The following is a 25,385-nucleotide window of genomic DNA, read 5'->3' as shown; positions in this document are numbered from 1 at the left end:
ATGGATTTATTCTTCCGCATTATAAAATTTGGGTTAACCGGACTACTCGGAATGGCGATCGATTTCGGTGCAACATGGCTTTTCAAAGAAAAAATAAAGGTAAATAAGTATGTAGCCAACGCTATTGGTTTTACCCTGGCGGTAACCAATAATTACCTCATTAACCGTGTTTGGACATTCGAAAGCACCAACGCCCACTGGGGTACAGAGTTTACCAAATTTTTAGTAGTGAGTTTAATTGGCTTAGGCCTCAATACCTTTATCATTTATCTTTTCCACCAACGCAAAAACGGCACTAACTTTTATGTAGCCAAGTTTTTCGCCGTCGTAATTGTTTTTGTATGGAATTTCTTGGCCAATATGCTGTTTACATTTAGATAAATGGTAACAATTTACCATTAAGAATTAAAATTATTAAGAAAATGTACAACAGACCTAATTTTACTTAACTGTCTTAACTTCTCCTATGATGAATTAATATGTTTTAATGTATTGAAGAGATCCTGAAACATCTCGGATTAGGATGACGATTTGGCGAATTAATTTGCTCTGGCTACAGAACCAATGAACTTTTAAGCCACATTTTTCCCGATAAAGTAAAACACAACAAGCCAAATCAACCCTTTAATCAGGAAGAACAGGAAGCCTACCAGGCCTACCCTTTTGAACCATAATTTTACTTTTTCTTTATTCATTACTGTTCTGGTAAAGATAATGGATTTGAGCTAAATTAGAAAGATTTTAAATAAGCTTTAAGCAATTTGCGTAAATTGCCTTTAGTTTTACATTCTAACGAAAATTGATTAGTTTCAAGGCACATTTAACCTCGCACTTATGAAAAAAATTATCATCTTCTTGTTGGTGTTAACTGCCAGTAAACTCCTCGCTCTTGAACAAAAATCAGTTAAACAAGCTAAAATACTTCCCCAAATAGCAGTTACAAGTATTGATACCACTAAGAAAATGAGCAGTCAGGATTGGAAAAGCGTGGAAAACGAGCTCAAAAGAGCATTGCCCAAAAGTTTGGTTAAAACCATGATGAAACAGTTAAAATCGGCAGAAGCGATGAGCAAATCAGGCAATACAACCGATCAGCGTGCTATAGCCAACCTGATTGCCAAAGGTATGGCAGATCATGCCGACGAACTGGATTACGAGTTGGAGAAAAAAGAAATTATTGACGATTTTAAAAATGGCGATTACGATTCTGCTGCCGAAAAAAGAGAAGCCAGAAAAGAAATGAAAGCTGATTTAAAGGAGCTTAAAAAAGACTATAAAGAAAGTTTGAAAGATAAAAAGAAAGATAAAAAGGCAGCTAATACCCAATTTATTTAAGCCACTTTTAATCATGCTAAAACTTAAAGCGCTTTTTCTATTCTTACTGCTGAACACCTGCGTTTATGCCCAAAAATTTGAATCGATAAGCAAGTACAAGGTAAATTATGCTTTGGCAAAAGGCGCTACTGACCAATGGCTTGCTATTAGGAGCTTCGCCGCTGAAAGAGTAAAGTATCTGTTATTGGTTAATCCACAAACATTAGATACCAAAGTTGATTTAGCCAATAACTACACCACCAGCAGCCTGAAATGGCCAAATGTGCTGGCAATTTTTAAAAATTCGGCTTACGTAAAATCTATTGAAGCAGCAGCGGCTAAAGATATTCAGCTGCAAAATGCAGGTATCGACCATGCTTTCCCTAATGAAAAGGGAATTACGTTAACCATCGACCTCTGCCCTTCTCACAAAGCCTTAGACCGTATTATTTTTCAATCGGTTTTTGATGAATTTAAAAAAATTGAGCAACCTGCCCCTCTTGCCATTTCGGTTTCGGGAAAATGGATGTTAAAACATGAAGATGATTTAAACTGGCTAAAAAGCCTCGAAGCCCAAAAAGAGCTGGACATTACCTGGGTTAACCATTCTTACAACCATGAAGTAAACAAATTGCCCCTGGCCGAAAACTTTTTGCTTGCCGCAGGAACAAACCTCGATGTAGAAGTTTTGGAAAATGAGAAACTGATGCTCAAAAACGGCTTAACACCATCGGTATTTTTCCGTTTCCCGGGTTTGGTTTCAGATAAGGCAATCGTTGATAAAATTGAAGCTTATGGTTTAATACCCATTGGAAGCGATGCCTGGCTGGCCAAGGGTCAGCAACCCAATGCAGGAAGTATTGTATTGATCCACGGAAACGGAAACGAAGAAATTGGCGTGAAAGATTTTATAGAACTGCTCAAAAACAGACAGGCCGACGTGAACCGCAAGCAATGGCTGCTGTTTGATTTAAGACAGGGATTGGAAAAGGAGTTTGAATAACCGCATTTTTAACCGCAGAGAACGCTAAGAAATACGCAAAGCTCACAGAGACTGAAACATAAAGCGTACAGATTATTTGTAAACCATACGTCACGCCACTTTACGCGCTTTGCGGTAAAATCTACTTCTTAACCGGCAATAACTTTATTTCTTTTGCCTTAAAGCGGTTATTCACAATTTCGCCGGTTACTTCTGCTTTGCTTACTGCATTGCAAAAACCATGTTCGCCGTGCGCATCACCAAAATCGTCGATGTTTTTACCATCTACAAAATAAGGCTTGCCATCTATTTTCACGGCCAGATCACAATCCTTGCCTTTCATTTTAAACTGACATTCGCCACAGGCAATATCTACAGTTTGTTTGGTGATAACTTTTGCAGCAACTGCTTTTTTGGGCGTGGTTTGGGCATTTACTGAAATAGCAAATACACTTAAACACAAGGCAATGATTAAATTTCTCATGACTTATTTTTTATCAAATGTAGGATTTTAACAGGCAAAGAAATACTGTTTGGTGTAAAATAAACCTGAATAGAAACATCGTCATTTCGACTGGAGCCAACCGGTTTTTCACCGGTGGCGGAATGGAGAAACCTACAGACGCGATTTAGCTTCGCTGAGCACTGCGTGGTTCTCGACTACGTTGCACTCTGCTCGAAATGACGCTCACAAAACAAAAAAGGGATATGCAATGTGCACATCCCTTTTGAATATAAACTCCAGACTTCCGACTTTAATTAGTAACGATATTCGTCTGATTTAAACGGACCTTCAACCGGTACACCGATATAATCAGCCTGGTGTTGATCTAATACATCTAACTCTACACCTATTTTCTCTAAGTGCAAACGGGCAACTTTTTCATCTAAATACTTAGGCAAAACATAAACTTTGTTTTCGTATTTATCAGTGTTGGTCCATAACTCTAACTGTGCTAAAGTTTGGTTGGTAAACGAGTTACTCATTACAAAACTTGGGTGACCAGTTGCGCAACCTAAGTTAACCAAACGGCCTTCAGCCAATAGAATGATATCTTTACCTTCGATAGTATATTTATCTACCTGAGGTTTGATTTCTACCTTAGTTGAACCATAGTTGCTGTTTAACCAGGCAACATCGATTTCGTTATCGAAGTGACCAATGTTACAAACGATAGCTTTATCTTTCATAGTTAAGAAATGCTCGCCACGAACGATGTCACGGTTACCTGTAGTAGTTACAATAATATCTGCTTCTTTAACAGCTGTAGCGAATTTTTTAACTTCGTAACCTTCCATTGCAGCTTGTAAAGCACAAATTGGATCGATTTCGGTAACGATTACACGTACACCTTGTGAGCTTAATGACTCTGCTGAACCTTTACCCACATCGCCATAACCGCAAACCACAGCTACTTTACCAGCCATCATTACATCAGTTGCGCGACGAATTGCATCAACCAATGATTCGCGGCAACCGTATTTGTTATCGAATTTAGATTTAGTTACAGAATCGTTAACGTTAATTGCAGGTAAGTGCAAAGTTCCGTTTTTCATTCTTTCGTATAAACGGTGAACACCGGTAGTGGTTTCTTCCGACAAACCTTTAATTGCTGCAATCAGCTCAGGGTATTTATCAAAAACCATGTTGGTTAAATCGCCACCATCATCCAAAATCATGTTTAGTGGTTGTTGCTCCGGACCGAAGTGTAAAGTTTGTTCAATACACCAGTCAAATTCTTGCTCGTTTAAACCTTTCCACGCATAAACCTGGATACCAGCAGCAGCGATTGCCGCAGCAGCGTGATCTTGTGTAGAAAAAATATTGCATGATGACCAGGTAACTTCAGCACCTAAAGCCACTAATGTTTCGATTAATACAGCCGTTTGGATGGTCATGTGCAGACAACCTGCAATGCGTGCACCTTTTAACGGTTGTGTTGGACCGAATTCTTTACGTAAACTCATTAAACCTGGCATTTCTGCTTCGGCTAATTCGATTTCTTTACGGCCCCATTCTGCCAGTGAAATGTCCTTAACTTTGTAAGGGATGTAAGCTGTCTCTACTGATGACATAATTTTCTTTTTAATTAATTGATAATCAATTTTTTAACTGAAATTCAGAAGATTATACAAACTATTGGCAAACCTATTCTGATTAACAGCGTACAAAAGTAAGTAATTTTGATGTGAATACTAAACGCATATCGCTTTACAACTTTCAGCTAACCAAATTATACAGTGCAATTACTTTTCTTCAAATAAATTCGATGCTGGTTTTAAAAATCGCCGTCTATTGCTAACTTACTAGCCAAAACAATTTGCTTTGCTTTATGAATGAAATTAAATGGGGGATTATTGGCTGTGGTGATGTAACGGAGGTTAAAAGTGGGCCGGCGTTTAATAAAGTGCCCAACTCGTCGCTTGTGGCCGTAATGCGTAGGGATGCAGTTAAAGCTGCAGATTATGCCCAACGCCATGGCGTACCGAAATGGTATAGCAATGCATCTGAGCTGATTAACGATCCTGAAATAAATGCCATTTATATTGCTACCCCGCCCCTGCAACACGAAGCTTATACCATTGAAGCACTTGCCGCAGGCAAACCGGTATATGTAGAAAAACCCATGGCTTTAAATGCTGCTGCCGCGCAACGTATGGTTAATGCAGCAAATAATTATGGTGTGAAACTCAGTGTAGCGCATTACCGTCGCGAGCAGCCCTTATTTTTGAAAGTAAAATCATTGATCGATAAACACATAATCGGCGATATCCGCTTTGTTGATTTGCGCATGCTGCAACCGCAAAAAAGCAAGGTAATTGCCAAAACAGCTTACAATTGGCGCATGGATCCGAATATTGGCGGCGGTGGTCTTTTTCACGACCTCGCACCGCACCAGCTCGATTTGATGCTCTACTTTTTCGGAGCGATTAACAGTTTTAGCGGAATTGCGCTTAACCAATCGAAACAACAACCTGTTGATGATTTGGTAACCGGACGTATTTTATTCGAGAATGGTGTGGTATTTAATGGCACCTGGTGTTTTACTGTTGCCGAAGGTCAGCAAATGGATGTTTGCGATATTTATGGATCGAAAGGAAAAATCAGCTTCCCGATGTTTGGCCACCAGGTTAAAATTATCCGTACCGGTGTAGAAGAACAGTTTGATTTTTTACCGCTTGCCCATGTAGAGCAACCAATGATAGAAAAGGTTGTGGCTTATTTCCTGAATAAAAGTAAAAATCCCTGCAGCGGAGAAGAGGCCTTAAAAACCATGGAATTACTGGATGGTTTTACTTCAAATTTTTAAAAATAAAAAACTAACAATCAACACCTTAAATAAAAAAACAAACAATTTTATAAAAATAGTTTAAAAAAATTAAAACAAAATTTTAGAGTGTTTGTCTATTATTTAGTTTGTTTGGTTTAAGCTTTATACGATGGATGTTGTATACTGCAAAATAATTTCAGCCTCATAGTAATATGAGGCTTTCTCATTTAAATAGCATTGCAATAATCAGCAAAAAAACTTCTTTGGACCAGTATACATACCAGTCGCAAAGAAATTTAAATGTTTTTTATCTTCTTTCGTTAAAAACCTGAAATTCGGCAATTGAGGCAGTTTCTTTCGAGTGTTCGATACGGATACGCACCTTACTGGTCCAAACACGGTCGAAACGATGGATTTTGATCCTGTCGGCATTATTACCATATGCAATTTTTTTCCATTCCACACCATTCCAGTATTCGAGCACATACTCATCTATGTTAGCTTTTTGCTCGGCAACAACAATCATATTTAAAGCCTGCTCATTTTTAAGATCGATTTCGAACCAGGGTTTGGCTACCGAGCTGTTCGAGGTCCACGAAGAACGGTAACTGTCATCATTCGCAAAATCCATAATATTCATATCGTCGCTCCAGGTAGCATTTGCGGCTTGGTTGATGGCGATATTGCTTGAAATAATGGGTAAATCAAGTGGTGGCAACATAACAGTACCGCCTTCATTCTTCCATAATTTACCTACTTCTTTCAACGATTCAATTGCGTTATCATCAATTAATCCATCGCGGTTTGGCGCTACATTGAGGATAAAATTACAGCTGGCCTCGTTTAAAGGTCTGATCAGCGTTTCTACAATTTCGTTAGGCTTACGTACGGGTACAGTAGGAAAATCGGTTTTCCAGAACCACGAGGTATTAATTGGCAAACAAGCCAAAGCAGGCATTACCTTGTTTTCTTTATGCATCCGCTGGCCGGCACCCATTTCGTAAGTTTTAATATCGGTGTAGTACAAACCTTCTGCAGGGTATTTGGCTCCATTCAAATCCATCACCAGACAATCGGGCTGTAAGGTTTTAATCAGGGTATAAATATCTTCAAAAGGAACATCATCATAAGAAATCCTAGACCATGGCGCATCCCAACCATCGATAATCAAAGCCTCGATTTTACCGTACTTGGTCAATAGTTCGGTAATCTGCTGCTTAATCATGTCGATGTGCTTTGGTGTAATCTGGTTTGGCCTCAACTTATGGTGCGTATCGAGGATAGAGTAATATAGCATTACTTTCAGGCCGTTGGCACGGAACGCATCGGTAAACTGCTTTACTACATCTTTGCCATAAGGACTGTTCATTACGTTGTAATCGGTGCTTTTGGTATCCCATATGCAGAAACCGCTGTGGTGCTTTGTAGTTAAACAACCATAGCTCATATTGGCCGATTTAGCTGCTTTAGCCCATTGGTTAGCATCGAGTTTTTTAGGATTAAATAATTTGGGCGAGGCATCAGGATCGGGCCAGTCGGCATTGGCATAAGTGGGAATATTGTAGTGGATAAACATACCAAAACGCAAATCGACAAATTTTTGCTGAAGTTGGTTAAGCTGTTTTGCGGCTTCAGCATTTTTAAATTGTGCTTTCACCAGTGGCGAAATCAAGAGTAATAACACAACTAAAACGTTTTTCTGAATGGATACAAGTTTCATTTTCGGATAAGGTAATTTATAAAATAGTTAAGTTTTGGTTTTAAAGGTATTGGATAAATTTAGTCAAAAACATCCAGGGCTAATTTCAGCCGTCAGGCCGGTATTTAAGTATTTGGGGAATTTTCAGTCAGATGAACTGCCGGGGCAAATCTGACTGAAAAACAGCTGCAATTGGTTTACAGTATTAACGTTCGTTTTTCTTATTCCAAATGTCTTTATACAATTCTTCGTGTCTTCTGAATTGTAAATGCACGTATGGACACAATGGAATTACCATTAAATGATTTTCCCTCACATAGCTCACCATCGCATCCAGCAACAGCTTGGCATATCCCTTACCTTCTCTGTCTGGTTCTACCTCAGTATGGTAAACCGTAAGGTCGTTGCCCTGAATATCAAATACCATTTCTCCTGCTTTACCATTTTCGTCGAAAATATCGAATGAGCTTGGTCCATCTTCCTGAAGGTTTAATTTTACTTCTGCCATGATTTCTTAATTGATTTTGGGTAATTTTCTAAAATATCAATACCAAAATATTGCGCGTGCCAGTGTATTTTGCACAAATTTTATTGGTAGCCGAAAGATAAGCAATAGAAATGAGCTCTATTCATTTTTTTGCGCCATTATATACAAACTAAACTTTGATAAAGGCTTTATAACACTTTACATTTTTGCTCAAATGGTAAGCGGATGTAAACCTTAAATACATTTTTGCAAACAAAGTGGAAACATAAAAACAAAACTTTGATTTTCAAGCAATTATTGCTTAAATTCAGATAACCAAATCTCAGTGTTATGAAAACCGTAAAACACTTACTTGATACCAAACAGGTGCGCATTATCTCGGTGCCCGAAAATATTTCCGTTCTGGATGCCTTAAAAGTAATGACCGAAAAAAACATCAGCGCTGTACTGGTGATGGAAGACCAAATGCTCCGTGGCATTTTTACCGAACGCGATTATGCCCGCAAAATCATTTTACAGGGTAAATCATCAAAAGATACCCTAATTAATGAAGCTATGACGGCTACGCCTATTACCATTACCTTAAACGACAGCATCGATTTTTGCATGGAACTGATGACTGATAAGCATATCCGCCATTTACCCATAGTTGTTGATGGTGAAGTTAAAGGCATGGTTTCTATTGGTGATGTGGTTAAGTTTATTATCGAAGATCAAAAACAAACTATTTCGCAACTAGAAAGCTATATTAGCGGGTAAAAGATTAAATGGAGTTGCAGGCGCTTTCAGATCAGGAACTATATAACTTAATTCAAGATAAAAATTTAGAGCCGGAAGCACTGGAAATGGCTAGGCAAGAATTTCTTGCAAGGAATCTCTCTATCGAAGTGGTGGATATTCTTGGAATGAATCGTGAAGCAGATAGCATAAAATTGAATAATAAAGATTTAAGCTTTAGTGATAAGTTCTCTATTATCGTATTTCCATTCGTTCCTCCACTTCAGGCAGTTTTTGCAAACAAACATTTAGCAAAGAATAATCTAAAAAGCTGGAAACAACATTGGAATTATGTTGCTTTAGGCTTTACTTTTTGGACCATCGTTATTATTCTTTTTGCCCGACTGTTTTTATTCTAAGCATATAATGTTGCCTGGTTTTTAGGAATTCCTTCCTACCATACAGCGACTTACTACTTCCACCTCCACTCGCCTGCTATAGTTAAAGGCTCTTTTAAATTCTGCGATTCTAAAAATATACGCAACTCTTCATCACCCTGAACGTCAACCGGTATTTTAGGAGTATTAGCTAAAGCATAAGTAAGCATGGCGCTGTAGCGTACGGTATTTTTCAACTCCTGCTCATCAACCAGTTTAAACGAATCTCCATCCGAGTGGTAAAAAGGCCCTGAATTATTGGGTAATTTACCACCAAAGCCTCCACCTGTTGGAATGCCCTCCAGCATAAATGGCTGGTGATCGCTATGTAAACCTGCACCTGCATTAAACAAATTTTTAAAACCGGTATCTATTTTTACAATCTCTGCACCCCAGGCTGTAAATAAATCTTTCATCTCCGCTCTCGAAGTCGAAAAGCCTTTCGGATCGTTGGTCATATCATAGTTGAGCATAAATTTAACCTGGGCTAAAGTTCCGTTCTTTTTGGCCTGTTCTACATAAGCCTTTGAGCCCAATAAACCTTGTTCCTCACCCATAAACAACACAAACTCTACAGTTCGTTTCGTTTTCAAATTCAGCTTTTTAAAGGTGCGTGCCATATCTATAATAGCAAAAGAACCTATTCCGTTATCGATGGCCCCAGTAGCTAAATCCCAGCTATCTAAATGTCCACCAACCACAATTTTATCTTTTGGCAGTTCGGTTCCTTTAAATGTGGCAATTACATTCCGGGCCTTAATTACACCCGAAAAATTTGTCATTGCAATATGGGCAACTTGCGCTTGCGTTTTCAGCTTTTCTTTTAAAGCCATGCCATCTTCTAAACCGATACAAATGGCAGGGATGGCGATTAATTTGCCCGTAACCGAAGCCGTACCCGTTAAAAGCACGCCATCTTTTACCGTATTGATGATAATTACTCCACTTGCTCCGTATTTGGTGGCAATGGCTGTTTTCTCAGAACGGTGAAGTGATTTTGTTCCCGCGGGCGAACCTGGTAAAACGCCCAGATAGATCAGCACAATCTTACCTTTAAATTTAGCAGGATTGGCCTGATAGTCGGCTTCCAGCCCATTACCGGCATCTACAATACCGCCACTCACATTTGCGCTTACCGGCGAGTGTGCCAGCGTTACCGCTTTCATTTTAGTCAGACTGTTTTTATCAGTACCTATTTCTACACTAATGGTTTTTCTGCTCCAGCTTTCTACTTCAAAAGGTTGAAACGTTACCTCGCAGCCGTACGATTTCAGTAAATCGAAAGTATATTGCTCTGCCTTTGCCCCATTTGCCGAACCGGTTAAGCGGTGACCAATGGTTTCGGTTTCGTATTTTAAATTCTGATAAGCTTTAGCATTTTGTTGCACATCGGTATTAATTTTCGAAAATACGTTGCCAAATTGATCTTGTGCATTGGCCAATATTGCCGAACAGATGAGTGCAGCTGAGAAAAGGTATTTCATAATAAGTTGATAATTGGGTGAAAATACAAATTTGCACCACAGAATTAATGCTGTAACGGTTATTTTGCTTTAGATTTTTTAGCAAAAAACCATATAAGCAATATAAGGCCTTTGTAGCTTACATGGGCTGATGTGTCTTATATGGTTAAGAAGGAGAGTAACAGAAAACCTTAACTCGTAAAAACTAAGGTTTAACATGCACCTTTTTCTTCGGGAAAGCCAGCGAAGCCACAATACTAATTACCAGTATGGCCAGGATAATAATCAGCGAGTGCTCAGTGGTAAAACCCCATTTCTCCAAATAAGTATGACCAAGCATTTTCACACCGATAAAAGCCAGCAGTACCGCTAAACCCGTTTTCAAATAATGGAATTTATGGATAATATTCACCAATAAGAAAAACATAGACCGCAAGCCCATAATGGCAAAAATGTTTGAGAAAAATACAATATACGGATCTTTGGTTACTGCAAAAATAGCCGGAATTGAATCGACAGCGAATAACAAATCGGTAAACTCAACAATCAACAACACCAAAAACAAAGGTGTAACCAGGGTTTTGTGATTAATTTTTACAAAGAATTTTTTACCCTCATATTTAGGGTGTATTGAAAATATTTTCGAAGCCCATTTAACTACAGGGTGGTTTTCAGGATCTATTTTGTCATCATCGTCGTTGCTGAAGAACATTTTTACGCCTGTAAAAACCAGGAATGCACCAAAGAGGTATAAAATCCAGGCAAATTTGGCAATAAGTGCAGCACCAACAAAAATGAAGATGAAACGCATAATAATTGCACCCAAAATACCCCAGAACAATACACGGTGGTAATATTTCTCTTCAACCGCAAAGGCCGAGAAAACGAGTACAATTACAAAAATATTATCAACCGAAAGGGCATACTCTATTACGTAACCTGTTAAAAACTCCAGCCCCAGGTTTTGCCTGTAAATGGCTAAGCTGCCATCAAAATCATCAGGAATTAGTTTAATATGGTGCTGATGACTGATTACAATATCTTTCAGGTGGCTGAAATCCTTAATTCCATGCAGCTGATGACCCTCTGTTAACAACAAAAAATAAAAGCCCAAAGCCAGGGCAACCATAACCAAACTCATTATGCCAGCTTGTTTTAAGCTAACGACATGCTCTTTCCGGCTAAAAAGGCCTAAATCCAAAGCAAGTATCAGTACAATAAACAAAAGGAAACCTAAGCTGAAAAGTAGTTCGTTAGTCATTATTTTTTACGTTCTGTAGTATAAAGTACAAGCTGTTCTAAACCTGTTCTGGCTTCGCCGGCATCAAACCCGTGCAAAATAGCAAAAGCTTCGTTCTGGTATTCTAGCATTTTTTGGTTAGCATAATAAACCCCTTCATGCGCATTTACAAAATCAATAATTTGCTGAATTTTAACCGGATCATCCTGGTGGTTTTTAACCAGGTTAATCATTTGTTTACGTTCAGTTTTCTCGGCTTTGTTTAACGCATAAATTAAAGGTAAGGTTACTTTTTTCTCTTTGATATCAATGCCTAATGGTTTACCCACATCATCGGTACCAAAATCGAAAGTATCGTCTTTAATCTGAAATGCGATCCCTACTTTTTCGCCAAACAGGCGCATTTTTTCAATTGTTGCATCATCAGCCCCGGCCGATGCAGCACCCGCAGCGCAGCAAGAGGCAATTAAAGAGGCCGTTTTCTGGCGGATTACATCAAAGTATAAATCTTCCGAAATATCCATCCGTCGCACCTTTTCTACCTGCAGCAACTCACCCTCGCTCATTTGTTTTACCGCTTCCGATACTATTTGTAACAAACGGTGCTCGTTATTGTTTACCGAAAGCAAAAGCCCCTTGGCCAACAAATAATCGCCTACCAAAACGGCAATTTTATTCTTCCATAAAGCATTTATCGAGAAAAAGCCACGGCGCTCGTAGGCGTTATCCACCACATCATCATGCACCAGCGTAGCCGTGTGTAAAAGTTCTACCAATGCAGCCCCACGGTGTGTAGATTCTGTAATTCCACCGCACAATTTAGCAGCAAAAAACACGAACATAGGCCGCATTTGTTTCCCTTTTTGCTTTACAATGTAATGGGTAATCCTATCCAGCAACGGTGCGTCGCTATGCATAGATTCTTTAAAGGTTTTTTCAAACGCTTTAATATCAGCAGCAATAGGTGTTTTTATCTGTTCGATTCCCGGCATTAAGTCGAAAAATTTTGATTGCAAACTTAAGCTAATTTCCCATAAAAAGATAATCTAATGCAAAGCATTGTACAGGCTTAGTAAAGCAGTGCCAGCAATTATTTAGTACTTCAGGCCTGCTATTGCCCATGGTCCGCGCCCCCATGCTTCGGGCTGTGGGCTATTTGGCGCTATCAGGTTTAAAATCAATGACAGGTGCAAGTAAATGTCCCCTCAACCGGCAAAAGCAATTCGCTAAAAAATTAGCTTTATTTATTTCAAAAGTTTACATTTAAACCATTCAATCTAAATAGATGAAAAAGCGCTACAAAATCGTATTGGGTATTTCGGTACTGCTCGTGGCGGGCTATTTATTAGGCCCAAAGCCCAAAAAACCAGTTTACAACCAGCAGCTTACACTGGTGCCCGATCTCGAAGATCTGGATAATTATGTCGCTGGCATCGAAGCCCTTCACAAAATAAAACCCGGCAACGCCGCCGAAATTATCTGGGCCGATAGCAATCATCAGCAAACCGATTACGCCATTGTATACCTCCATGGCTTTTCAGCTTCAAAAACCGAAGGCGATCCTGTGCACATCAACCTGGCCAAAAAGTTACACGCCAATTTATACCTGGCCCGCCTGGCCGATCATGGCATCGATACGCTGGCACCCATGCAATATTTTACAGCCGACCGCCTTTGGGAAACCAGCAAACAGGCCTACGCCGTTGGTAAAAAACTAGGTAAAAAGGTTATTTTGGTTGGTACTTCTACCGGTGGTACCGTGGCCTTGAAACTAGCTGCTACCTACCCCGAAATTAACAGCCTCATTTTACTTTCGCCCAATGTAGCCATTAACGATAAAAATGCATGGATGCTTAACGACCCCTGGGGATTGCAGATTGCCCGTAAGGTATTGGGTAGCGACGAACGCAAGGTAGATGGCCGCACGCTCGAATATAAAAAATACTGGTACACCAATTACCGCATCGAATCGCTGGTAGAACTGCAGGAGTTTGTAGAAAGCACGATGACCAAAAAGGTTTTCGTACAGGTAAAACAACCTGTTTTAATGCTGTACTATTATAAAAATGATCTGGAGCAGGATCCTGTAGTACGCGTAGATGCCATGCTCAAAATGTTCGGTCAGCTGGGAACCCCAGAAAACCTCAAACGCAAAGTAGCTATTCCCAATGCTGGCAACCACGTTTTAGGTTGTTACATTACCTCCAAAGATTTGCCAGGTGTAGAAACCGCTATTGATAGTTTTGTGGAAAACATTCTAGACATAAAAAAGAGTTTGCCGGTTCCGGATATTTCTAGATAAAAATTCATTAATCTATTTATATAACTATTTTCTCAAATATAAAATTCATGAGTTACAATACACTAAGCCTTATTACATCATTAGATAATGATGATGATTTTGAAAAGTTAAAAATCAATTTTATTGAAATGCTTGAAGATTTTCAAATCAGGAAATTTAATCATCCGTTTAAAGGCATTGTGGCTCAATATAATCTAAAAAATTCTGATAAAAGTGACAAGAAGGAATCCATAGAGCAAATTGTAAAAAATATTTCCAGACTTTATCAACAAAAAAAAATCGCATTGATTGAGGTTGATTGTTTTGGTGGAAAATGTGACTCAGAAGGAAAAATTTACGCCAATGGTGATCTTATTGCGGAGGAAGACTATGATCATACATCTCATTTTAAACTACTTAAAATAATTAACGACAATTATCAGACTTGGCATTTCGAACCCTTCACTCGGGAATTCTTCACAAAGAAAGGAGGGATCTGGGGACAAATTAACGATGAAGAATTAATCTATTTTGGTTTGGGAATCGCAACAGCTTTTCAGAACAACCCTCTTTACAGAGTTCAAATGACACATAATGAACTTATACTTGAGAAAAAAGGGGAATATTATATTTACCTGATGCAACCTTTAAGTAATCGAATAAAAATTTTAGGCTCTATAGATAATGATTCTAATGAAACCCTTGAAGATTTAAAGAACGTATTAAAAGAACACATATTATATGCTAAGTCATACGTTTTTCTAGATCTGATAGACAAAGATGAATTTATTAAATTGGTGAACCTGGAAGATGATGAAATGACAGAAGCTTTATATAGATTTCAATCTTTTAATGATCGACCTTTCCCTTCTGCTGTCGATACAAATATTGAGAAGGATGAAAAGGAACAGGCAACGGAAACTGAAGATATCTTAAAAAAAGAAACCGATATGCCTGTTCATAATTCATGGTGGGATAAAATTATGCGATTGTTTGGGGGATAAATGATAATTCACCAAGATTAATTATAAAGCGCGACTTTTAGGAGCATTATATTAATACTTTAAATTTATTCAGTATTTACTCGTTAAACCTTAATTATATAAAGGTATTGGTTTTATAAGCTCAACTGTTTTATTGAAATTTATCTAAAAATGCTCAAAACAAAAAAGTCTTAATTGAATGCTTATGGCTCTTAGGCTATGTAATTTTTACTATACTTGCCGGTTTGGCCTTTTTTGGAAAAGCTATATTCGAAAAGGATATCGACATTAATCTTCACGATACTTATTTTGTTATTAAAGACCAACACTTCCTAATTTGGGGCTTTATTATTTTTTCGTTTATCCTGTATTTCATTAAAGAAAAAAGGTATGTTTTCAGTCGAAAACTTCCTTATACTATCTTTTTGGTTCTGGGTCTGGCCTTCAGCATACTCATCATGAAAGCAGCTCCAGTTGTATCTTTTTTTAACACCCGGTAAAGTGGGTGGACAGTTTATCCGCCACTACAGGCGAAAGTTAAACCAGAAGTTAGCCCGATACACGAATTCGCTGCAACATTTTTAACGCCTTTTAACGGATTACTTTTACTAGCGGTACTGGTAATTGCCACACTCTTATTGGCTACATGCCGTTACGCCAAAAGCAGAAGCAATTGACCTATAATTATTATCCTCGTATTTAATCAGTTAGCAAACAACTGTACTCAAATCCTTTACTTATTAAATTTATTGCTTACCGTTGCAGCAAAATTTCAATCCTATGAAACTCTTTTTTAGCCTGGTATTCACCTGCATCATCAGTATCAACCTTTGCTTTTCGCAAGAACAACCATTTGTTTTGGGCAAAATTGAAAAAATTAAATCGAAACAGCTTTCAGAAACCAGAACATTAAACATTTACTTACCCGAAGGGTATTCACCCGACTCGGCCAAAACCTATCCGGTAATTTACCTTTTAGATGGCTCAGCTAACGAAGATTTCATTCATGTTACAGGCCTTGTGCAGTTTTTAACCATGATTGAAGCCATGCCCAAATCAATTGTGGTAGGTATTGCCAATGTAGACCGGAAAAGAGATTTTACTTTCCCAACCAGCATTGAAGCCGATTTAAAAGACTTTCCAACTACGGGCAAATCGGCCAGTTTCATTTCCTTTATCGAAAAAGAACTTCAGCCCCACATCCAACAGAAATACAAAAGTAGTGGCGAAAAAACAATAATAGGGCAATCGTTGGGTGCCTTATTGGCCACAGAAATACTGCTAAAGAAACCTTCACTTTTCACCAATTACCTGATTATTAGTCCGAGTTTATGGTGGAATAATGAATCGCTTTTAAACGACATCCCAAAGTATACCGAAAACCTTTCGAAAGCTAAGGCCAATGTTTTTATAGCTGTAGGTACTGAAGGAAAAGTAATGGAAGAAGATGCTAAAAAGCTTTCAGCAGTTTTAAAGCCTTACCAGAACCTTAAGGTAAACTTTGCACCCCTACCTAGCGAAAACCATTTAACCATTTTACACAATGGCTTGTATAATGGCTTTGGTTTATTGTACCCTAAGAAAAAATAAGGATTTATATGCTGGTTGGTGAGGACACCAACCAGTAGGAAAAAAGGGAGTCCGTCATTCCCAACTTGATTGGGAATCTTAAAGCACATTGCATTCTGTTCCTACAGATATTGGAATGAAGATTTCTCCACTTGCTATGCTTCATCCGATAGCTATCAGATCGGAATTACGGAACCGCTTTAACCTGTAATATTTTTAACAATCATTTCGGCATGTGCCCGCGAGTTTTCGATAAAAAGCTTGTGGGTATCTAAGCCACCACAAACCACGCCTGCCAGGTACAATCCCTTTACATTGGTTTCCATCGTTTCTTCGTTATAAAACGGACAAAGGCTTTCGGGTAAATCAATGCCGAATTTTCGCAACATCGAAAAATCAGGCTGATATCCGGTCATGGCAATTACAAAATCGTTAGCAATGGTTTTTATTCCTTCAGGTGTTTTAATATCTACCTCATTTTCTCGAATAGCTACCAGTTCTGAATTAAACAAGGCGGTAACCTCTCCCTCTTTAATCCGGTTCTGAATATCAGGCCGAACCCAGTATTTTACATGCGGCCCCAAATCGCCACTCCGCACTACCATGGTTACATTTGCACCTTTACGGTAAGTTTCTAAAGCGGCATCCACTCCCGAATTGTTGGCACCAACGACCACTACATTTTGAAAAGCATACAAATGCGGATCTTTATAATAATGGGTAACTTTAGGCAAATCTTCTCCAGGAATGTTCATCATTAATGGCACATCGTAAAAACCGGTAGCTACAACCACATTTTTAGCAGTATAGGTAGTTTTCGAAGTATTTATTTCAAAAAGCCCCTCTTCTTTATTATCAACCTGTTCTACCCTTTCGAACAAATTAATTTTAAGGTCGAATTTCTCCACCACGCGGCGATAATATTCAACCGCTTCGTTCCGGTTTGGCTTCGGATTGATGGTTACAAATGGTACGCCTCCAATTTCCAGCCTTTGCGAGGTGGAAAAGAAAGTCATAAAAACCGGGTAATTGAACAAACTGTTCACCAATGCCCCTTTTTCTATAATAATGTAGCTAAGATTGGCTTTTTGGGCTTCAATGGCACAGGCCATACCAATGGGGCCGGCACCTATAATTAAAAGGTCGTAATGGTTTTGATTTTCAGACATCAGGATGTTTGTTATTCGCTTTAATGAGTGGTCGTCATCTCTATCCGATAGCTATCGGATGAAGCACCGTCGAATGCCCGCCCTTACAGGCTGGAGAGATCTATTAATAGTTTTCTCGACTACGCTGCGCTCCGCTAGAAATGACGCTTTATTTTTTGCAATTTAATTCATTAAGCTTTCATAGCTTTACTAGGGCAGGCAAAATCGGTTCTTTTTAAACCTGTATTTTTAATGGCTCCATAACCACCAGCGATATCAATTACCTGCTCTACTCCGCGCGATTTCAGAATTGATGCAGCAATCATAGAACGGTAGCCGCCGGCACAATGAATATAGTAAGTTGCTTTCGGGTCAATTTCGCCCATCCAGTCGTCTATAAAATCTAAGGGACGGCTAAGCGTAAACTCCAGATGCTCCGATTCATATTCGCCGGGCTTGCGCACATCGAGCGCAGTAATATCTGCATGAGTGGCAACCTGTTCAAAAGTATCGGCCGAGATCGATTCGATGGTATCTATTTCTTTATCGGCAGCAATCCAGTTTTCAAAGCCAGCATCCAGATACCCAATGGTACTATCGTAACCTACGCGGGTTAAGCGTGTAATGGTTTCTTCTGCTTTCCCTTGCTCGGTAACCAATAAAATAGGTTGTTGCAAATCGGTAATTAATGCGCCAACCCATGGTGCAAACTGCCCGTTCAACCCAATATTAATTGAATTTGGGATAAAACCTTTTGCAAAAACCTGCGGATCGCGGGTATCGAGCATAATTGCTCCGGTTTGGTTGGCCATATCTTCAAATTGCTGAGGAGTTAAAGCATTTAAACCTTTTTCGTAGACTTCATCAATGCTTTCTACCCCACCTTTATTAATGGCAGCGTTTTTGGCAAAATATTGTGGCGGAGGCAAAATACCATCGGTAACCTCAGCAATAAACTGTTCTTTCGTTTCAGCTTTCAATGCATAGTTTACCTGTTTCTGGTGCCCCAATGTATCAAAAGTTTCTTTACTCATGCTTTTGCCGCAGGCCGATCCAGCACCATGTGCCGGGTAAACAATTACATCATCGGCCAAAGGTTTAATTTTTTCGTTTAGCGAGTCGTAGAGCATTCCAGCTAAATCTTCCATGGTTAAGTTGCCTTTTTGAGCCAGGTCCGGACGACCAACATCACCAATAAACAAAGTATCGCCACTAAAAATGCAGTGGTCTTTGCCATTCTCGTCGGTTAACAAATAAGTAGTCGATTCCAAAGTATGGCCAGGTGTGTGTAAAGCCGTAATGGTTAGGGTACCTAATTTAAACTGTTCGCCATCTTTAGCAATGTGTGCTTTAAATTCGGTTTTTGCTGTTGGGCCGTAAATAATCTCTGCACCCGATTTCTCTGCCAAATCTACATGGCCCGAAACGAAATCGGCATGAAAATGAGTTTCGAAAATATATTTAATAACCGCACCGGCTTTTTCGGCCTTTTTTAAATAAGTGGCAACTTCTCTTAAAGGATCGATAATTGCAGCCTCGCCATTACTTTCGATGTAATACGCAGCTTCTGCCAGGCAGCCTGTATATATTTGTTCTATTTTCATGATTCTTCGTACCGTCACCCTGAATTCATTTCAGGGTCTTACAGAAAGATGCTGAAACAAGTTCAGCATGACGATTATTACTAGCAAAAATAGGGCTAAAACCGGATAACTGAAATGATATTACTCATAATTGCAGAAGTTTTACTTAATAGGTTGCTCAGAACCAAAGCAAATAAGGTCGGCGCTGTGCTTTGGTTGACCGGGATTTGCAAGCCCGACCGTATTACAGTTTAATCTTTAGTCAACTCTCCCCTTAGTGGCTCTTCCATCAACCTGCGGCTTTCTTCAAGCGGCAAACCCAGCCCCATCACAAACATCAGTTTGGTTACTGTTGCCTCGAAAGTTAAATCGTAGCCACTTAATACGCCCATTTTTAGCAGCTCCCTGCTGGTTTCGTATCGGCCTAATTGTACCGATCCTTTTTTACACTGCGAAATATCGATGATGATTTTTCCATTTAAAATGGCCTGACGCAAACTATCTAAAAACCATTGCGCGGTGGTGGTATTACCCGAACCGAATGTTTCTAAAATAATGGCATCTACTTTCGAATCGGTAATGGCCTGAACGGCTTGTGGGGTAATGCCCGGATATAATTTCAGCACACCGATATTCGAATTGAAATTGGTATGCAGGGTTAATTTGCCCTGCGGGGCTTTAATGATATAATTTCTGTAGAACTGCAGGTGAACACCAGCCTCGGCTAAAATCGGGTAATTGGGTGAGCGGAAGGCCTCGAATTTCTCACTATTGTATTTAATAGAACGGTTGCCCCTAAACAGCTGCGCATCAAAATAAATGCAAACCTCAGGAAACAATGCCCTACCATCTTCTTTGGTAGCGGCTATTTCCAGCGCTGTAATTAAATTCTCTTTCGCATCCGTCCTGATTTCGCCGATTGGTAATTGCGAACCGGTTAAAACAACAGGTTTATCGAGATTTTCGAGCATAAAACTCAATGCCGAAGCAGTAAAAGCCATGGTATCAGAACCATGCAAAATTACAAAACCGTCGTACTGATCATATTTATTATAAATCAGGTCGGCCAAAGTCTTCCAGATTTCGGGATCCATGTTCGAAGAATCGAGTACCGGATTAAAGGAATGTACGTCTAAATGATAATCTAAACGATTTAATTCCGGAACATTTTCTTTGATTTGTTCGAAATTAAAGGGAACTAACATCCCGTTGGTAGGATCGTTAACCATACCGATGGTACCACCGGTATAAATTATAAGTACTTTGGTCATTTGGTTGGTGAAGGTTGCTCACCGCAAAGAAAGCAAAAAATTACAAATGATCGGGCGATATTTTGAAATTAGCAACAAAAACATCTATTAAAACATTTTTGTTATCAATAAATTAAAAAAATTAGTTTTTCGTTAACAAATCAGCAAAGTAGATATACTCAGCTGGCTGGTGGGTACACGAAACAGTAGATGAAACAAAATAACCAGAACGAGTCAGAGACTCTGTTCCACTAAGAATCCGTAGAGCCCTTCGGAACTCTACCGACAGATGCTGAAACACCCGGCCGACCGGCCGGAAGTTCAGCATGACGATAGTCTTTCTATCGATTGGTGTCTCCACCGACCGAAACTAATAACGATGAGCTAAGCTGGTTGGTAAAGACACCAACTAGTAGCAGAAATTCTTTTTAAACGCCAAAAATCTTTTTCGAATTCTCTGTAGTTACTGCCGCAATCTCTTCGATAGGAGCGTCATAAATATCAGCCAGTTTCTGGGCAATATAAATCAGGTAACTGCTTTCGTTGGGTTTACCCCGGAATGGCACAGGTGCCAAATAGGGCGAATCGGTTTCCAGCACAACATTCGATAATGGAATATCAGCAAGCACAGCATCCAGCCCTGCTTTTTTATAAGTAACAACCCCGCCTATACCCAAATAAAAATTTAAATCAATGGCCTGTTTTGCCTGTGCCAAATTACCGGTAAAGCAATGGAAAATTCCACGAAGTTTTTCGTCCTTTTCACTTTCCAAAACTTCAAAAACCTCATCAAAGGCTTCACGGCAATGGATTACGATCGGCAGCCCCAAATCTTTTGCCAAGGCAATCTGTTTATGAAAGGCATCTTGCTGAATCGCCAACGTAGTTTTATCCCAATATAAATCGATTCCAATTTCGCCGATGGCATAAATTTTCCGTCCGGCAATACTTGCATTGATTTCGTCAAGTACACTCAGGTAATCTTCTTTTACATCGCAAGGGTGCAAACCTGCCATAGCGTAACAATTTGCCGGATATTTTGCCACAAGATCATCAATCATCGCAATCGATTTTACATCTACATTTGGCAGAAACAAACGGTTCACATTGTTTTCAAAACAGCGCTCCATTAACTGCGCCTGCTTTTCGGCATCCTGCTCGTAATATAAATGGGTATGGGTATCGGTAAAAATCATTTTTGTAATGTAAGATGGATGATGGAAAATGGGTGATGTAAGATGGGATCAATTAATCGGACTACTCTTTTGGAGAGGCTCTGAAACAAGTTCAGGGTGACGCTCTTAAAAATTAATTCTTCTTCTTTTTTGTTTTCGGTGTTTTAGGCGCAGCCTTTTGCTTGCTTCCTTCTAACTGCTCATGACTTGCTTCCCAATCCATTTCCTTTTTCAAAAATTTACCAGTTAAACTGATCGGGTTCTGGATTAAACCTTCGGGTGTACCTTCAAACAGGATTCTTCCTCCGCCAGCACCACCTTCTTCACCCAAATCAATTACCCAATCAGCAACTTTTACCACATCTAAATTGTGTTCAATCACCAAAATGGTATTTCCCTTATCAACCAGCTCCTGCAGCACGCCTAAAAGCACGTGAATATCTTCGAAATGGAGTCCGGTTGTAGGTTCATCTAAAATATAGAATGTTTTGCCGGTATCTTTTTTAGATAGTTCGGTAGCCAGCTTAACCCGCTGAGCCTCGCCACCCGAAAGGGTAACTGACGATTGGCCCAAAGTAATGTAGCCTAAACCAACATCCTTTAAGGTTTTTATTTTTCTATAAATAATCGGAATATTTTCAAAGAAATCGCAGGCATCTTCAATACTCATATCAAGCACATCGCTGATCGATTTCCCCCTGAAACGCACTTCTAAAGTTTCGCGGTTATAGCGTTTACCTCCACACTCTTCACAAGGCACCTGTACATCAGGTAAGAAATTCATTTCAATTACCTTCAATCCAGCTCCCTGGCAGGTTTCGCAACGGCCGCCTTTTACATTGAAAGAAAAACGGCCCGGTTTATAGCCCCTTATCTTTGCTTCGGGCAGCTGTACAAACAGGTTCCTGATATCAGAAAACACACCTGTATAAGTTGAAGGATTAGATCGCGGAGTTCTACCAATCGGTGCCTGATCGATCTCAATTACTTTATCAATTTCTTTCAGTCCACTAATTTTCTCGTAAGGAAGCGGAGTTTTTTTAGCCCGAAAAAAATGGTGGTTTAATATCGGATATAAAGTCTCGGTAATTAAACTCGATTTACCCGAACCGGATACCCCGGTTACCGCAATAAATTTACCCAGCGGAAAATCAACCGAAACCGACTTTAAGTTATGCCCGGTAGCTTTAATAATCGATAATTTATGTCCATTACCCTTTCTGCGGATTTTAGGCGTCTCAATTTTCTTGGTTCCGTTTAAGTAAGCAGAAGTTAGGGTTTTCGATTTCAGGATTTCTTTCGCAGTACCTTCGGCAACCACTGTTCCACCGTGAATACCTGCCCCCGGACCAACATCAATTACCCAATCGGCTTCCAGAATCATATCCTTATCGTGCTCTACCACCAATACGGTATTCCCTAAATCGCGCAGGTTTTTTAGTGCGTTAATTAAACGCTCGTTATCACGCTGGTGCAAACCAATACTTGGTTCATCCAGAATGTACATCACATTCATCAACTGCGAGCCAATCTGCGTAGCCAATCGGATCCGCTGTGCCTCACCACCCGAAAGGGTACGTGCGGTTCTATCTAAAGTTAAATAAGTTAAACCTACATCGGTTAAAAACCCGATCCTGGCTTTAATTTCTTTTAATATCTCTTTTGCAATAATATTCTGGCGGTCTGAAAGACGTTCGTCAACCTTTTCAAACCATTGGTAAAGGTTGCTGATATCCATAGAGGAAAGCTCAAAAATATTTTTTCCATCTACTTTAAAATGCAGGCTTTCCTTTTTTAAACGGGCACCGTTACATTCTGGACAGGTTTTCAACTTGCGGAATTCATCCATATCATCAGATGCAGACTCGCTTCTTTTTTCGTTCTGCTCTTCGAGCATCTTAATAATACCATCGAAAGTGATATTATAGTTCTGCACATTCCATTTATTGTATTCTACCTCAACTTTGATCAGATCGGGCGAACCATTCAAAATCATGTTGATTACCTCATCACTTAGTTTTTCGATGGGAGTAGAAAGCGAGAAGCTGTACTTTTTGGCCAATGCCTTCAACACTTGGAACATCCAGATATCACGGTACTCGCCAAGCGGGGCCAAACCACCGTTTAAAATGCTCAGCTTTGGATTCGGGATAACCGATTCCTTATCAACTACAAAAATATAACCTAAACCATCACAACGCTCACAGGCACCATAAGGCGAGTTGAACGAAAAACTGTTTGGCTGTGGCTCATCGTAAGAAATACCTGTTGTAGGGCACATCAAAAACTTACTGAAATGCGCTACATGGTTATCCTTATCGCTGATTTTGATTACGCCCTTACCCATTTTCATGGCGGTTTGAAGCGAATCCAACAAGCGCTTTTTATCTTTGGTATCGATAATCAGGCGGTCAATTACCACTTCTATATCGTGTATTTTATACCTATCGACCTGCATTTTAGCAGTAATATCTTTTATTTCTCCATCCACACGCACCTTTACATAACCTTGCTTACGGATCTGCTCAAAAAGTTCGCGGTAATGCCCTTTTCTACCTTTAACCACTGGGGCTAAAATATTCACGGCAACACCATCAAATTTCTGAAAAATGTTTTGCAATATCTGATCCTCGCTCATGCGCTCCATTTTCTCGCCTGTATTATACGAGTAAGCATCGGCCACACGCGCATAAAGTAAACGCATAAAATCGTAAATCTCGGTAATGGTGCCAACGGTAGAGCGTGGGTTTTTACTGGTGGTTTTCTGCTCAATGGCAATAACCGGACTCAATCCCGAAACCTTATCCACATCTGGGCGTTCCATCCCGCCCATAAACTGGCGGCTGTAGGCGCTAAATGTTTCCATGTAACGGCGCTGACCTTCCGCATAAATGGTATCGAAAGCTAGGGATGATTTCCCGCTACCGCTTAAGCCTGTAATTACAACGAGCTGGTTGCGCGGAAAACTTACATCTATATTCTTTAAATTATGTACCCTCGCACCATATACTTCTACATCTTTTTGCTCACCGAGGTCGATAGATTTATTGCTCATATTTTATTTAAAGTTGGGGAAAAATCAGGCCCAAAAACAAACCAGATTTCAATCGGCAAAATTGCTAAAAATTTTATCAAAAAGAAAGTCTAATTCAATCTGTAATAAGGATTAAATGTCATAATGTAAAAGCTATATTTTGAAATATTTCCATCTTTTTTCCACATCATAAACGTTGCGGAAAGGGCGATAGTTTTGTATTTTTAGAGAAAAACCGGTTCTTTTTTTTGTAAAAATGAAGAAAAATAAAAATGAATTACAATTTGAACAAAAGTCTCTTGAAGATTTAGAGGGTTCGAAATGGCCAGACCTGAAAGAATACCCAACTAATTTGATCAAAAGATGTCATGATTATAGAAAAATACCTATCAACAGACTTACACCAGAGCAATTGAGAACATTAATTGGACAAAACATTGGCTTAAAATATCTGATACCTGTCACAATTGAACTTTTAAGCAAAGATATTCTTACAGAGGGCGACCTATACCCAGGCGACCTACTTGAGAGAACAACAAAAATAGAAGATAGATTCTGGACTGAAAATCTAGTATTAAAAGAACAACTTTCTAAGCTAATTGATTTAAACTCTGAAAAGATCAGAAATAAAAATCTTCAACTTAAAAGCTTATAATAGGATCTTAAAAAACAGGTTACACAGAAAGGCCATGGGACGCATTTAAAGTAATGTAAATCAGGAAAAACTAAGGATAAGCATTCAACTAATGGA

Annotated in this window: 23 protein-coding genes; 10 read left to right on the top strand and 13 right to left on the bottom strand. The window is 39.3% G+C overall.

Features of this window, described 5'->3' with window-relative positions:
• Positions 1-381 (top strand): GtrA family protein, encoded by a 381-nt coding sequence (locus DBR40_RS20470; protein WP_124561609.1) that lies wholly within the window; start codon positions 1-3, stop codon positions 379-381.
• A 191-nt stretch (positions 382-572) separates the two neighbouring features.
• Here the strand turns inward: DBR40_RS20470 and DBR40_RS27145 are convergent, their stop codons facing one another.
• Complete coding sequence (locus tag DBR40_RS27145) at positions 573-695, bottom strand: hypothetical protein (RefSeq protein ID WP_255420129.1); 123 nt, start codon at positions 693-695, stop codon at positions 573-575.
• Positions 696-834: 139 nt separating this feature from the next.
• On the opposite strand from DBR40_RS27145, the gene DBR40_RS20465 reads away from it, so the two are divergent.
• Positions 835-1,335, top strand: coding sequence for a hypothetical protein (locus DBR40_RS20465; protein WP_124561608.1), 501 nt, complete (start codon positions 835-837; stop codon positions 1,333-1,335).
• 13 nt (positions 1,336-1,348) lie between these two features.
• Entirely contained in the window at positions 1,349-2,317 is a 969-nt protein-coding gene (locus DBR40_RS20460) for a polysaccharide deacetylase family protein (protein ID WP_124561607.1), read from the top strand.
• Between the two features lie 121 nt (positions 2,318-2,438).
• Here the strand turns inward: DBR40_RS20460 and DBR40_RS20455 are convergent, their stop codons facing one another.
• Positions 2,439-2,780, bottom strand: coding sequence for a DUF6370 family protein (locus DBR40_RS20455; RefSeq protein WP_124561606.1), 342 nt, complete (start codon positions 2,778-2,780; stop codon positions 2,439-2,441).
• A 275-nt stretch (positions 2,781-3,055) separates the two neighbouring features.
• Entirely contained in the window at positions 3,056-4,372 is a 1,317-nt protein-coding gene (gene ahcY, locus DBR40_RS20450) for an adenosylhomocysteinase (RefSeq protein WP_124561605.1), read from the bottom strand.
• Between the two features lie 257 nt (positions 4,373-4,629).
• On the opposite strand from ahcY, the gene DBR40_RS20445 reads away from it, so the two are divergent.
• Positions 4,630-5,607 (top strand): Gfo/Idh/MocA family protein, encoded by a 978-nt coding sequence (locus DBR40_RS20445; RefSeq protein WP_124561604.1) that lies wholly within the window; start codon positions 4,630-4,632, stop codon positions 5,605-5,607.
• 268 nt (positions 5,608-5,875) lie between these two features.
• Here DBR40_RS20445 and DBR40_RS20440 read toward each other — a convergent pair whose 3' ends face one another.
• Both DBR40_RS20440 and DBR40_RS20435 read right to left on the bottom strand, forming a co-directional pair.
• Positions 5,876-7,288, bottom strand: a complete 1,413-nt coding sequence (locus tag DBR40_RS20440) for an alpha-L-fucosidase (protein WP_124561603.1) — start codon at positions 7,286-7,288, stop codon at positions 5,876-5,878.
• Between the two features lie 184 nt (positions 7,289-7,472).
• Positions 7,473-7,775, bottom strand: a complete 303-nt coding sequence (locus DBR40_RS20435) for a GNAT family N-acetyltransferase (protein ID WP_124561602.1) — start codon at positions 7,773-7,775, stop codon at positions 7,473-7,475.
• A 309-nt stretch (positions 7,776-8,084) separates the two neighbouring features.
• On the opposite strand from DBR40_RS20435, the gene DBR40_RS20430 reads away from it, so the two are divergent.
• Both DBR40_RS20430 and DBR40_RS20425 read left to right on the top strand, forming a co-directional pair.
• A complete protein-coding gene (locus DBR40_RS20430; protein WP_124561601.1) occupies positions 8,085-8,513 on the top strand; it encodes a CBS domain-containing protein in 429 nt (142 codons plus the stop codon).
• An 8-nt stretch (positions 8,514-8,521) separates the two neighbouring features.
• Positions 8,522-8,890 (top strand): hypothetical protein, encoded by a 369-nt coding sequence (locus DBR40_RS20425; protein WP_124561600.1) that lies wholly within the window; start codon positions 8,522-8,524, stop codon positions 8,888-8,890.
• A gap of 53 nt (positions 8,891-8,943) precedes the next feature.
• Here the strand turns inward: DBR40_RS20425 and DBR40_RS20420 are convergent, their stop codons facing one another.
• The 3 genes from DBR40_RS20420 to DBR40_RS20410 all read right to left on the bottom strand — a co-directional run bounded on the left by DBR40_RS20420 (position 8,944) and on the right by DBR40_RS20410 (position 12,603).
• On the bottom strand, positions 8,944-10,392 hold the full coding sequence (locus DBR40_RS20420) for a M28 family peptidase (protein ID WP_124561599.1): 1,449 nt from the start codon (positions 10,390-10,392) through the stop codon (positions 8,944-8,946).
• 184 nt (positions 10,393-10,576) lie between these two features.
• Positions 10,577-11,632 carry a TerC/Alx family metal homeostasis membrane protein gene (locus DBR40_RS20415; protein ID WP_124561598.1) on the bottom strand — a complete coding sequence of 352 codons (1,056 nt, stop codon included), beginning with the start codon at positions 11,630-11,632 and terminating at the stop codon, positions 10,577-10,579.
• Positions 11,632-12,603, bottom strand: coding sequence for a polyprenyl synthetase family protein (locus tag DBR40_RS20410; protein WP_124561597.1), 972 nt, complete (start codon positions 12,601-12,603; stop codon positions 11,632-11,634). The genes DBR40_RS20415 and DBR40_RS20410 overlap by 1 nt, the downstream gene beginning before the upstream one ends.
• Before the next feature lie 293 nt (positions 12,604-12,896).
• On the opposite strand from DBR40_RS20410, the gene DBR40_RS20405 reads away from it, so the two are divergent.
• The 3 genes from DBR40_RS20405 to DBR40_RS20395 all read left to right on the top strand — a co-directional run bounded on the left by DBR40_RS20405 (position 12,897) and on the right by DBR40_RS20395 (position 16,465).
• Positions 12,897-13,913 (top strand): alpha/beta hydrolase, encoded by a 1,017-nt coding sequence (locus tag DBR40_RS20405; RefSeq protein WP_124561596.1) that lies wholly within the window; start codon positions 12,897-12,899, stop codon positions 13,911-13,913.
• A gap of 47 nt (positions 13,914-13,960) precedes the next feature.
• Entirely contained in the window at positions 13,961-14,896 is a 936-nt protein-coding gene (locus tag DBR40_RS20400; protein ID WP_124561595.1) for a hypothetical protein, read from the top strand.
• Positions 14,897-15,655: 759 nt separating this feature from the next.
• Entirely contained in the window at positions 15,656-16,465 is an 810-nt protein-coding gene (locus tag DBR40_RS20395) for an alpha/beta hydrolase (protein ID WP_124561594.1), read from the top strand.
• Positions 16,466-16,644: 179 nt separating this feature from the next.
• Here DBR40_RS20395 and DBR40_RS20390 read toward each other — a convergent pair whose 3' ends face one another.
• The 5 genes from DBR40_RS20390 to uvrA form a co-directional block, all read right to left on the bottom strand.
• Positions 16,645-17,613 (bottom strand): YpdA family putative bacillithiol disulfide reductase, encoded by a 969-nt coding sequence (locus tag DBR40_RS20390; RefSeq protein ID WP_124561593.1) that lies wholly within the window; start codon positions 17,611-17,613, stop codon positions 16,645-16,647.
• A gap of 170 nt (positions 17,614-17,783) precedes the next feature.
• A complete protein-coding gene (locus DBR40_RS20385; protein ID WP_124561592.1) occupies positions 17,784-19,196 on the bottom strand; it encodes an MBL fold metallo-hydrolase in 1,413 nt (470 codons plus the stop codon).
• A 230-nt stretch (positions 19,197-19,426) separates the two neighbouring features.
• The gene (locus DBR40_RS20380; RefSeq protein WP_124561591.1) at positions 19,427-20,446 is read right to left on the bottom strand and encodes an asparaginase; all 1,020 of its coding nucleotides are present in this window, start codon (positions 20,444-20,446) and stop codon (positions 19,427-19,429) included.
• Positions 20,447-20,853: 407 nt separating this feature from the next.
• Positions 20,854-21,621: a TatD family hydrolase gene (locus DBR40_RS20375; protein ID WP_124561590.1), complete on the bottom strand. Its 768-nt coding sequence runs from the start codon at positions 21,619-21,621 to the stop codon at positions 20,854-20,856.
• Positions 21,622-21,733: 112 nt separating this feature from the next.
• A complete protein-coding gene (uvrA, locus tag DBR40_RS20370; RefSeq protein ID WP_124561589.1) occupies positions 21,734-24,655 on the bottom strand; it encodes an excinuclease ABC subunit UvrA in 2,922 nt (973 codons plus the stop codon).
• Positions 24,656-24,890: 235 nt separating this feature from the next.
• On the opposite strand from uvrA, the gene DBR40_RS20365 reads away from it, so the two are divergent.
• Positions 24,891-25,289: a contact-dependent growth inhibition system immunity protein gene (locus tag DBR40_RS20365; protein ID WP_124561588.1), complete on the top strand. Its 399-nt coding sequence runs from the start codon at positions 24,891-24,893 to the stop codon at positions 25,287-25,289.
• The last annotated feature ends 96 nt before the right edge of the window (positions 25,290-25,385 follow it).

The organism is Pedobacter sp. KBW01 (assembly GCF_003852395.1).
Classification (GTDB): Bacteria; Bacteroidota; Bacteroidia; order Sphingobacteriales; family Sphingobacteriaceae; genus Pedobacter.
This window is presented reverse-complemented; position numbering and strand designations above follow the sequence as displayed.

Coding starts and splice junctions, on each gene's coding strand:
- DBR40_RS20470 (WP_124561609.1), top strand. CDS start 1: ATGGATTTATTCTTCCGCATTATAAAATTTGGGTTAACCGGACTACTC.
- DBR40_RS27145 (WP_255420129.1), bottom strand. CDS start 695: ATGAATAAAGAAAAAGTAAAATTATGGTTCAAAAGGGTAGGCCTGGTA.
- DBR40_RS20465 (WP_124561608.1), top strand. CDS start 835: ATGAAAAAAATTATCATCTTCTTGTTGGTGTTAACTGCCAGTAAACTC.
- DBR40_RS20460 (WP_124561607.1), top strand. CDS start 1,349: ATGCTAAAACTTAAAGCGCTTTTTCTATTCTTACTGCTGAACACCTGC.
- DBR40_RS20455 (WP_124561606.1), bottom strand. CDS start 2,780: ATGAGAAATTTAATCATTGCCTTGTGTTTAAGTGTATTTGCTATTTCA.
- ahcY (WP_124561605.1), bottom strand. CDS start 4,372: ATGTCATCAGTAGAGACAGCTTACATCCCTTACAAAGTTAAGGACATT.
- DBR40_RS20445 (WP_124561604.1), top strand. CDS start 4,630: ATGAATGAAATTAAATGGGGGATTATTGGCTGTGGTGATGTAACGGAG.
- DBR40_RS20440 (WP_124561603.1), bottom strand. CDS start 7,288: ATGAAACTTGTATCCATTCAGAAAAACGTTTTAGTTGTGTTATTACTC.
- DBR40_RS20435 (WP_124561602.1), bottom strand. CDS start 7,775: ATGGCAGAAGTAAAATTAAACCTTCAGGAAGATGGACCAAGCTCATTC.
- DBR40_RS20430 (WP_124561601.1), top strand. CDS start 8,085: ATGAAAACCGTAAAACACTTACTTGATACCAAACAGGTGCGCATTATC.
- DBR40_RS20425 (WP_124561600.1), top strand. CDS start 8,522: ATGGAGTTGCAGGCGCTTTCAGATCAGGAACTATATAACTTAATTCAA.
- DBR40_RS20420 (WP_124561599.1), bottom strand. CDS start 10,392: ATGAAATACCTTTTCTCAGCTGCACTCATCTGTTCGGCAATATTGGCC.
- DBR40_RS20415 (WP_124561598.1), bottom strand. CDS start 11,632: ATGACTAACGAACTACTTTTCAGCTTAGGTTTCCTTTTGTTTATTGTA.
- DBR40_RS20410 (WP_124561597.1), bottom strand. CDS start 12,603: ATGCCGGGAATCGAACAGATAAAAACACCTATTGCTGCTGATATTAAA.
- DBR40_RS20405 (WP_124561596.1), top strand. CDS start 12,897: ATGAAAAAGCGCTACAAAATCGTATTGGGTATTTCGGTACTGCTCGTG.
- DBR40_RS20400 (WP_124561595.1), top strand. CDS start 13,961: ATGAGTTACAATACACTAAGCCTTATTACATCATTAGATAATGATGAT.
- DBR40_RS20395 (WP_124561594.1), top strand. CDS start 15,656: ATGAAACTCTTTTTTAGCCTGGTATTCACCTGCATCATCAGTATCAAC.
- DBR40_RS20390 (WP_124561593.1), bottom strand. CDS start 17,613: ATGTCTGAAAATCAAAACCATTACGACCTTTTAATTATAGGTGCCGGC.
- DBR40_RS20385 (WP_124561592.1), bottom strand. CDS start 19,196: ATGAAAATAGAACAAATATATACAGGCTGCCTGGCAGAAGCTGCGTAT.
- DBR40_RS20380 (WP_124561591.1), bottom strand. CDS start 20,446: ATGACCAAAGTACTTATAATTTATACCGGTGGTACCATCGGTATGGTT.
- DBR40_RS20375 (WP_124561590.1), bottom strand. CDS start 21,621: ATGATTTTTACCGATACCCATACCCATTTATATTACGAGCAGGATGCC.
- uvrA (WP_124561589.1), bottom strand. CDS start 24,655: ATGAGCAATAAATCTATCGACCTCGGTGAGCAAAAAGATGTAGAAGTA.
- DBR40_RS20365 (WP_124561588.1), top strand. CDS start 24,891: ATGAAGAAAAATAAAAATGAATTACAATTTGAACAAAAGTCTCTTGAA.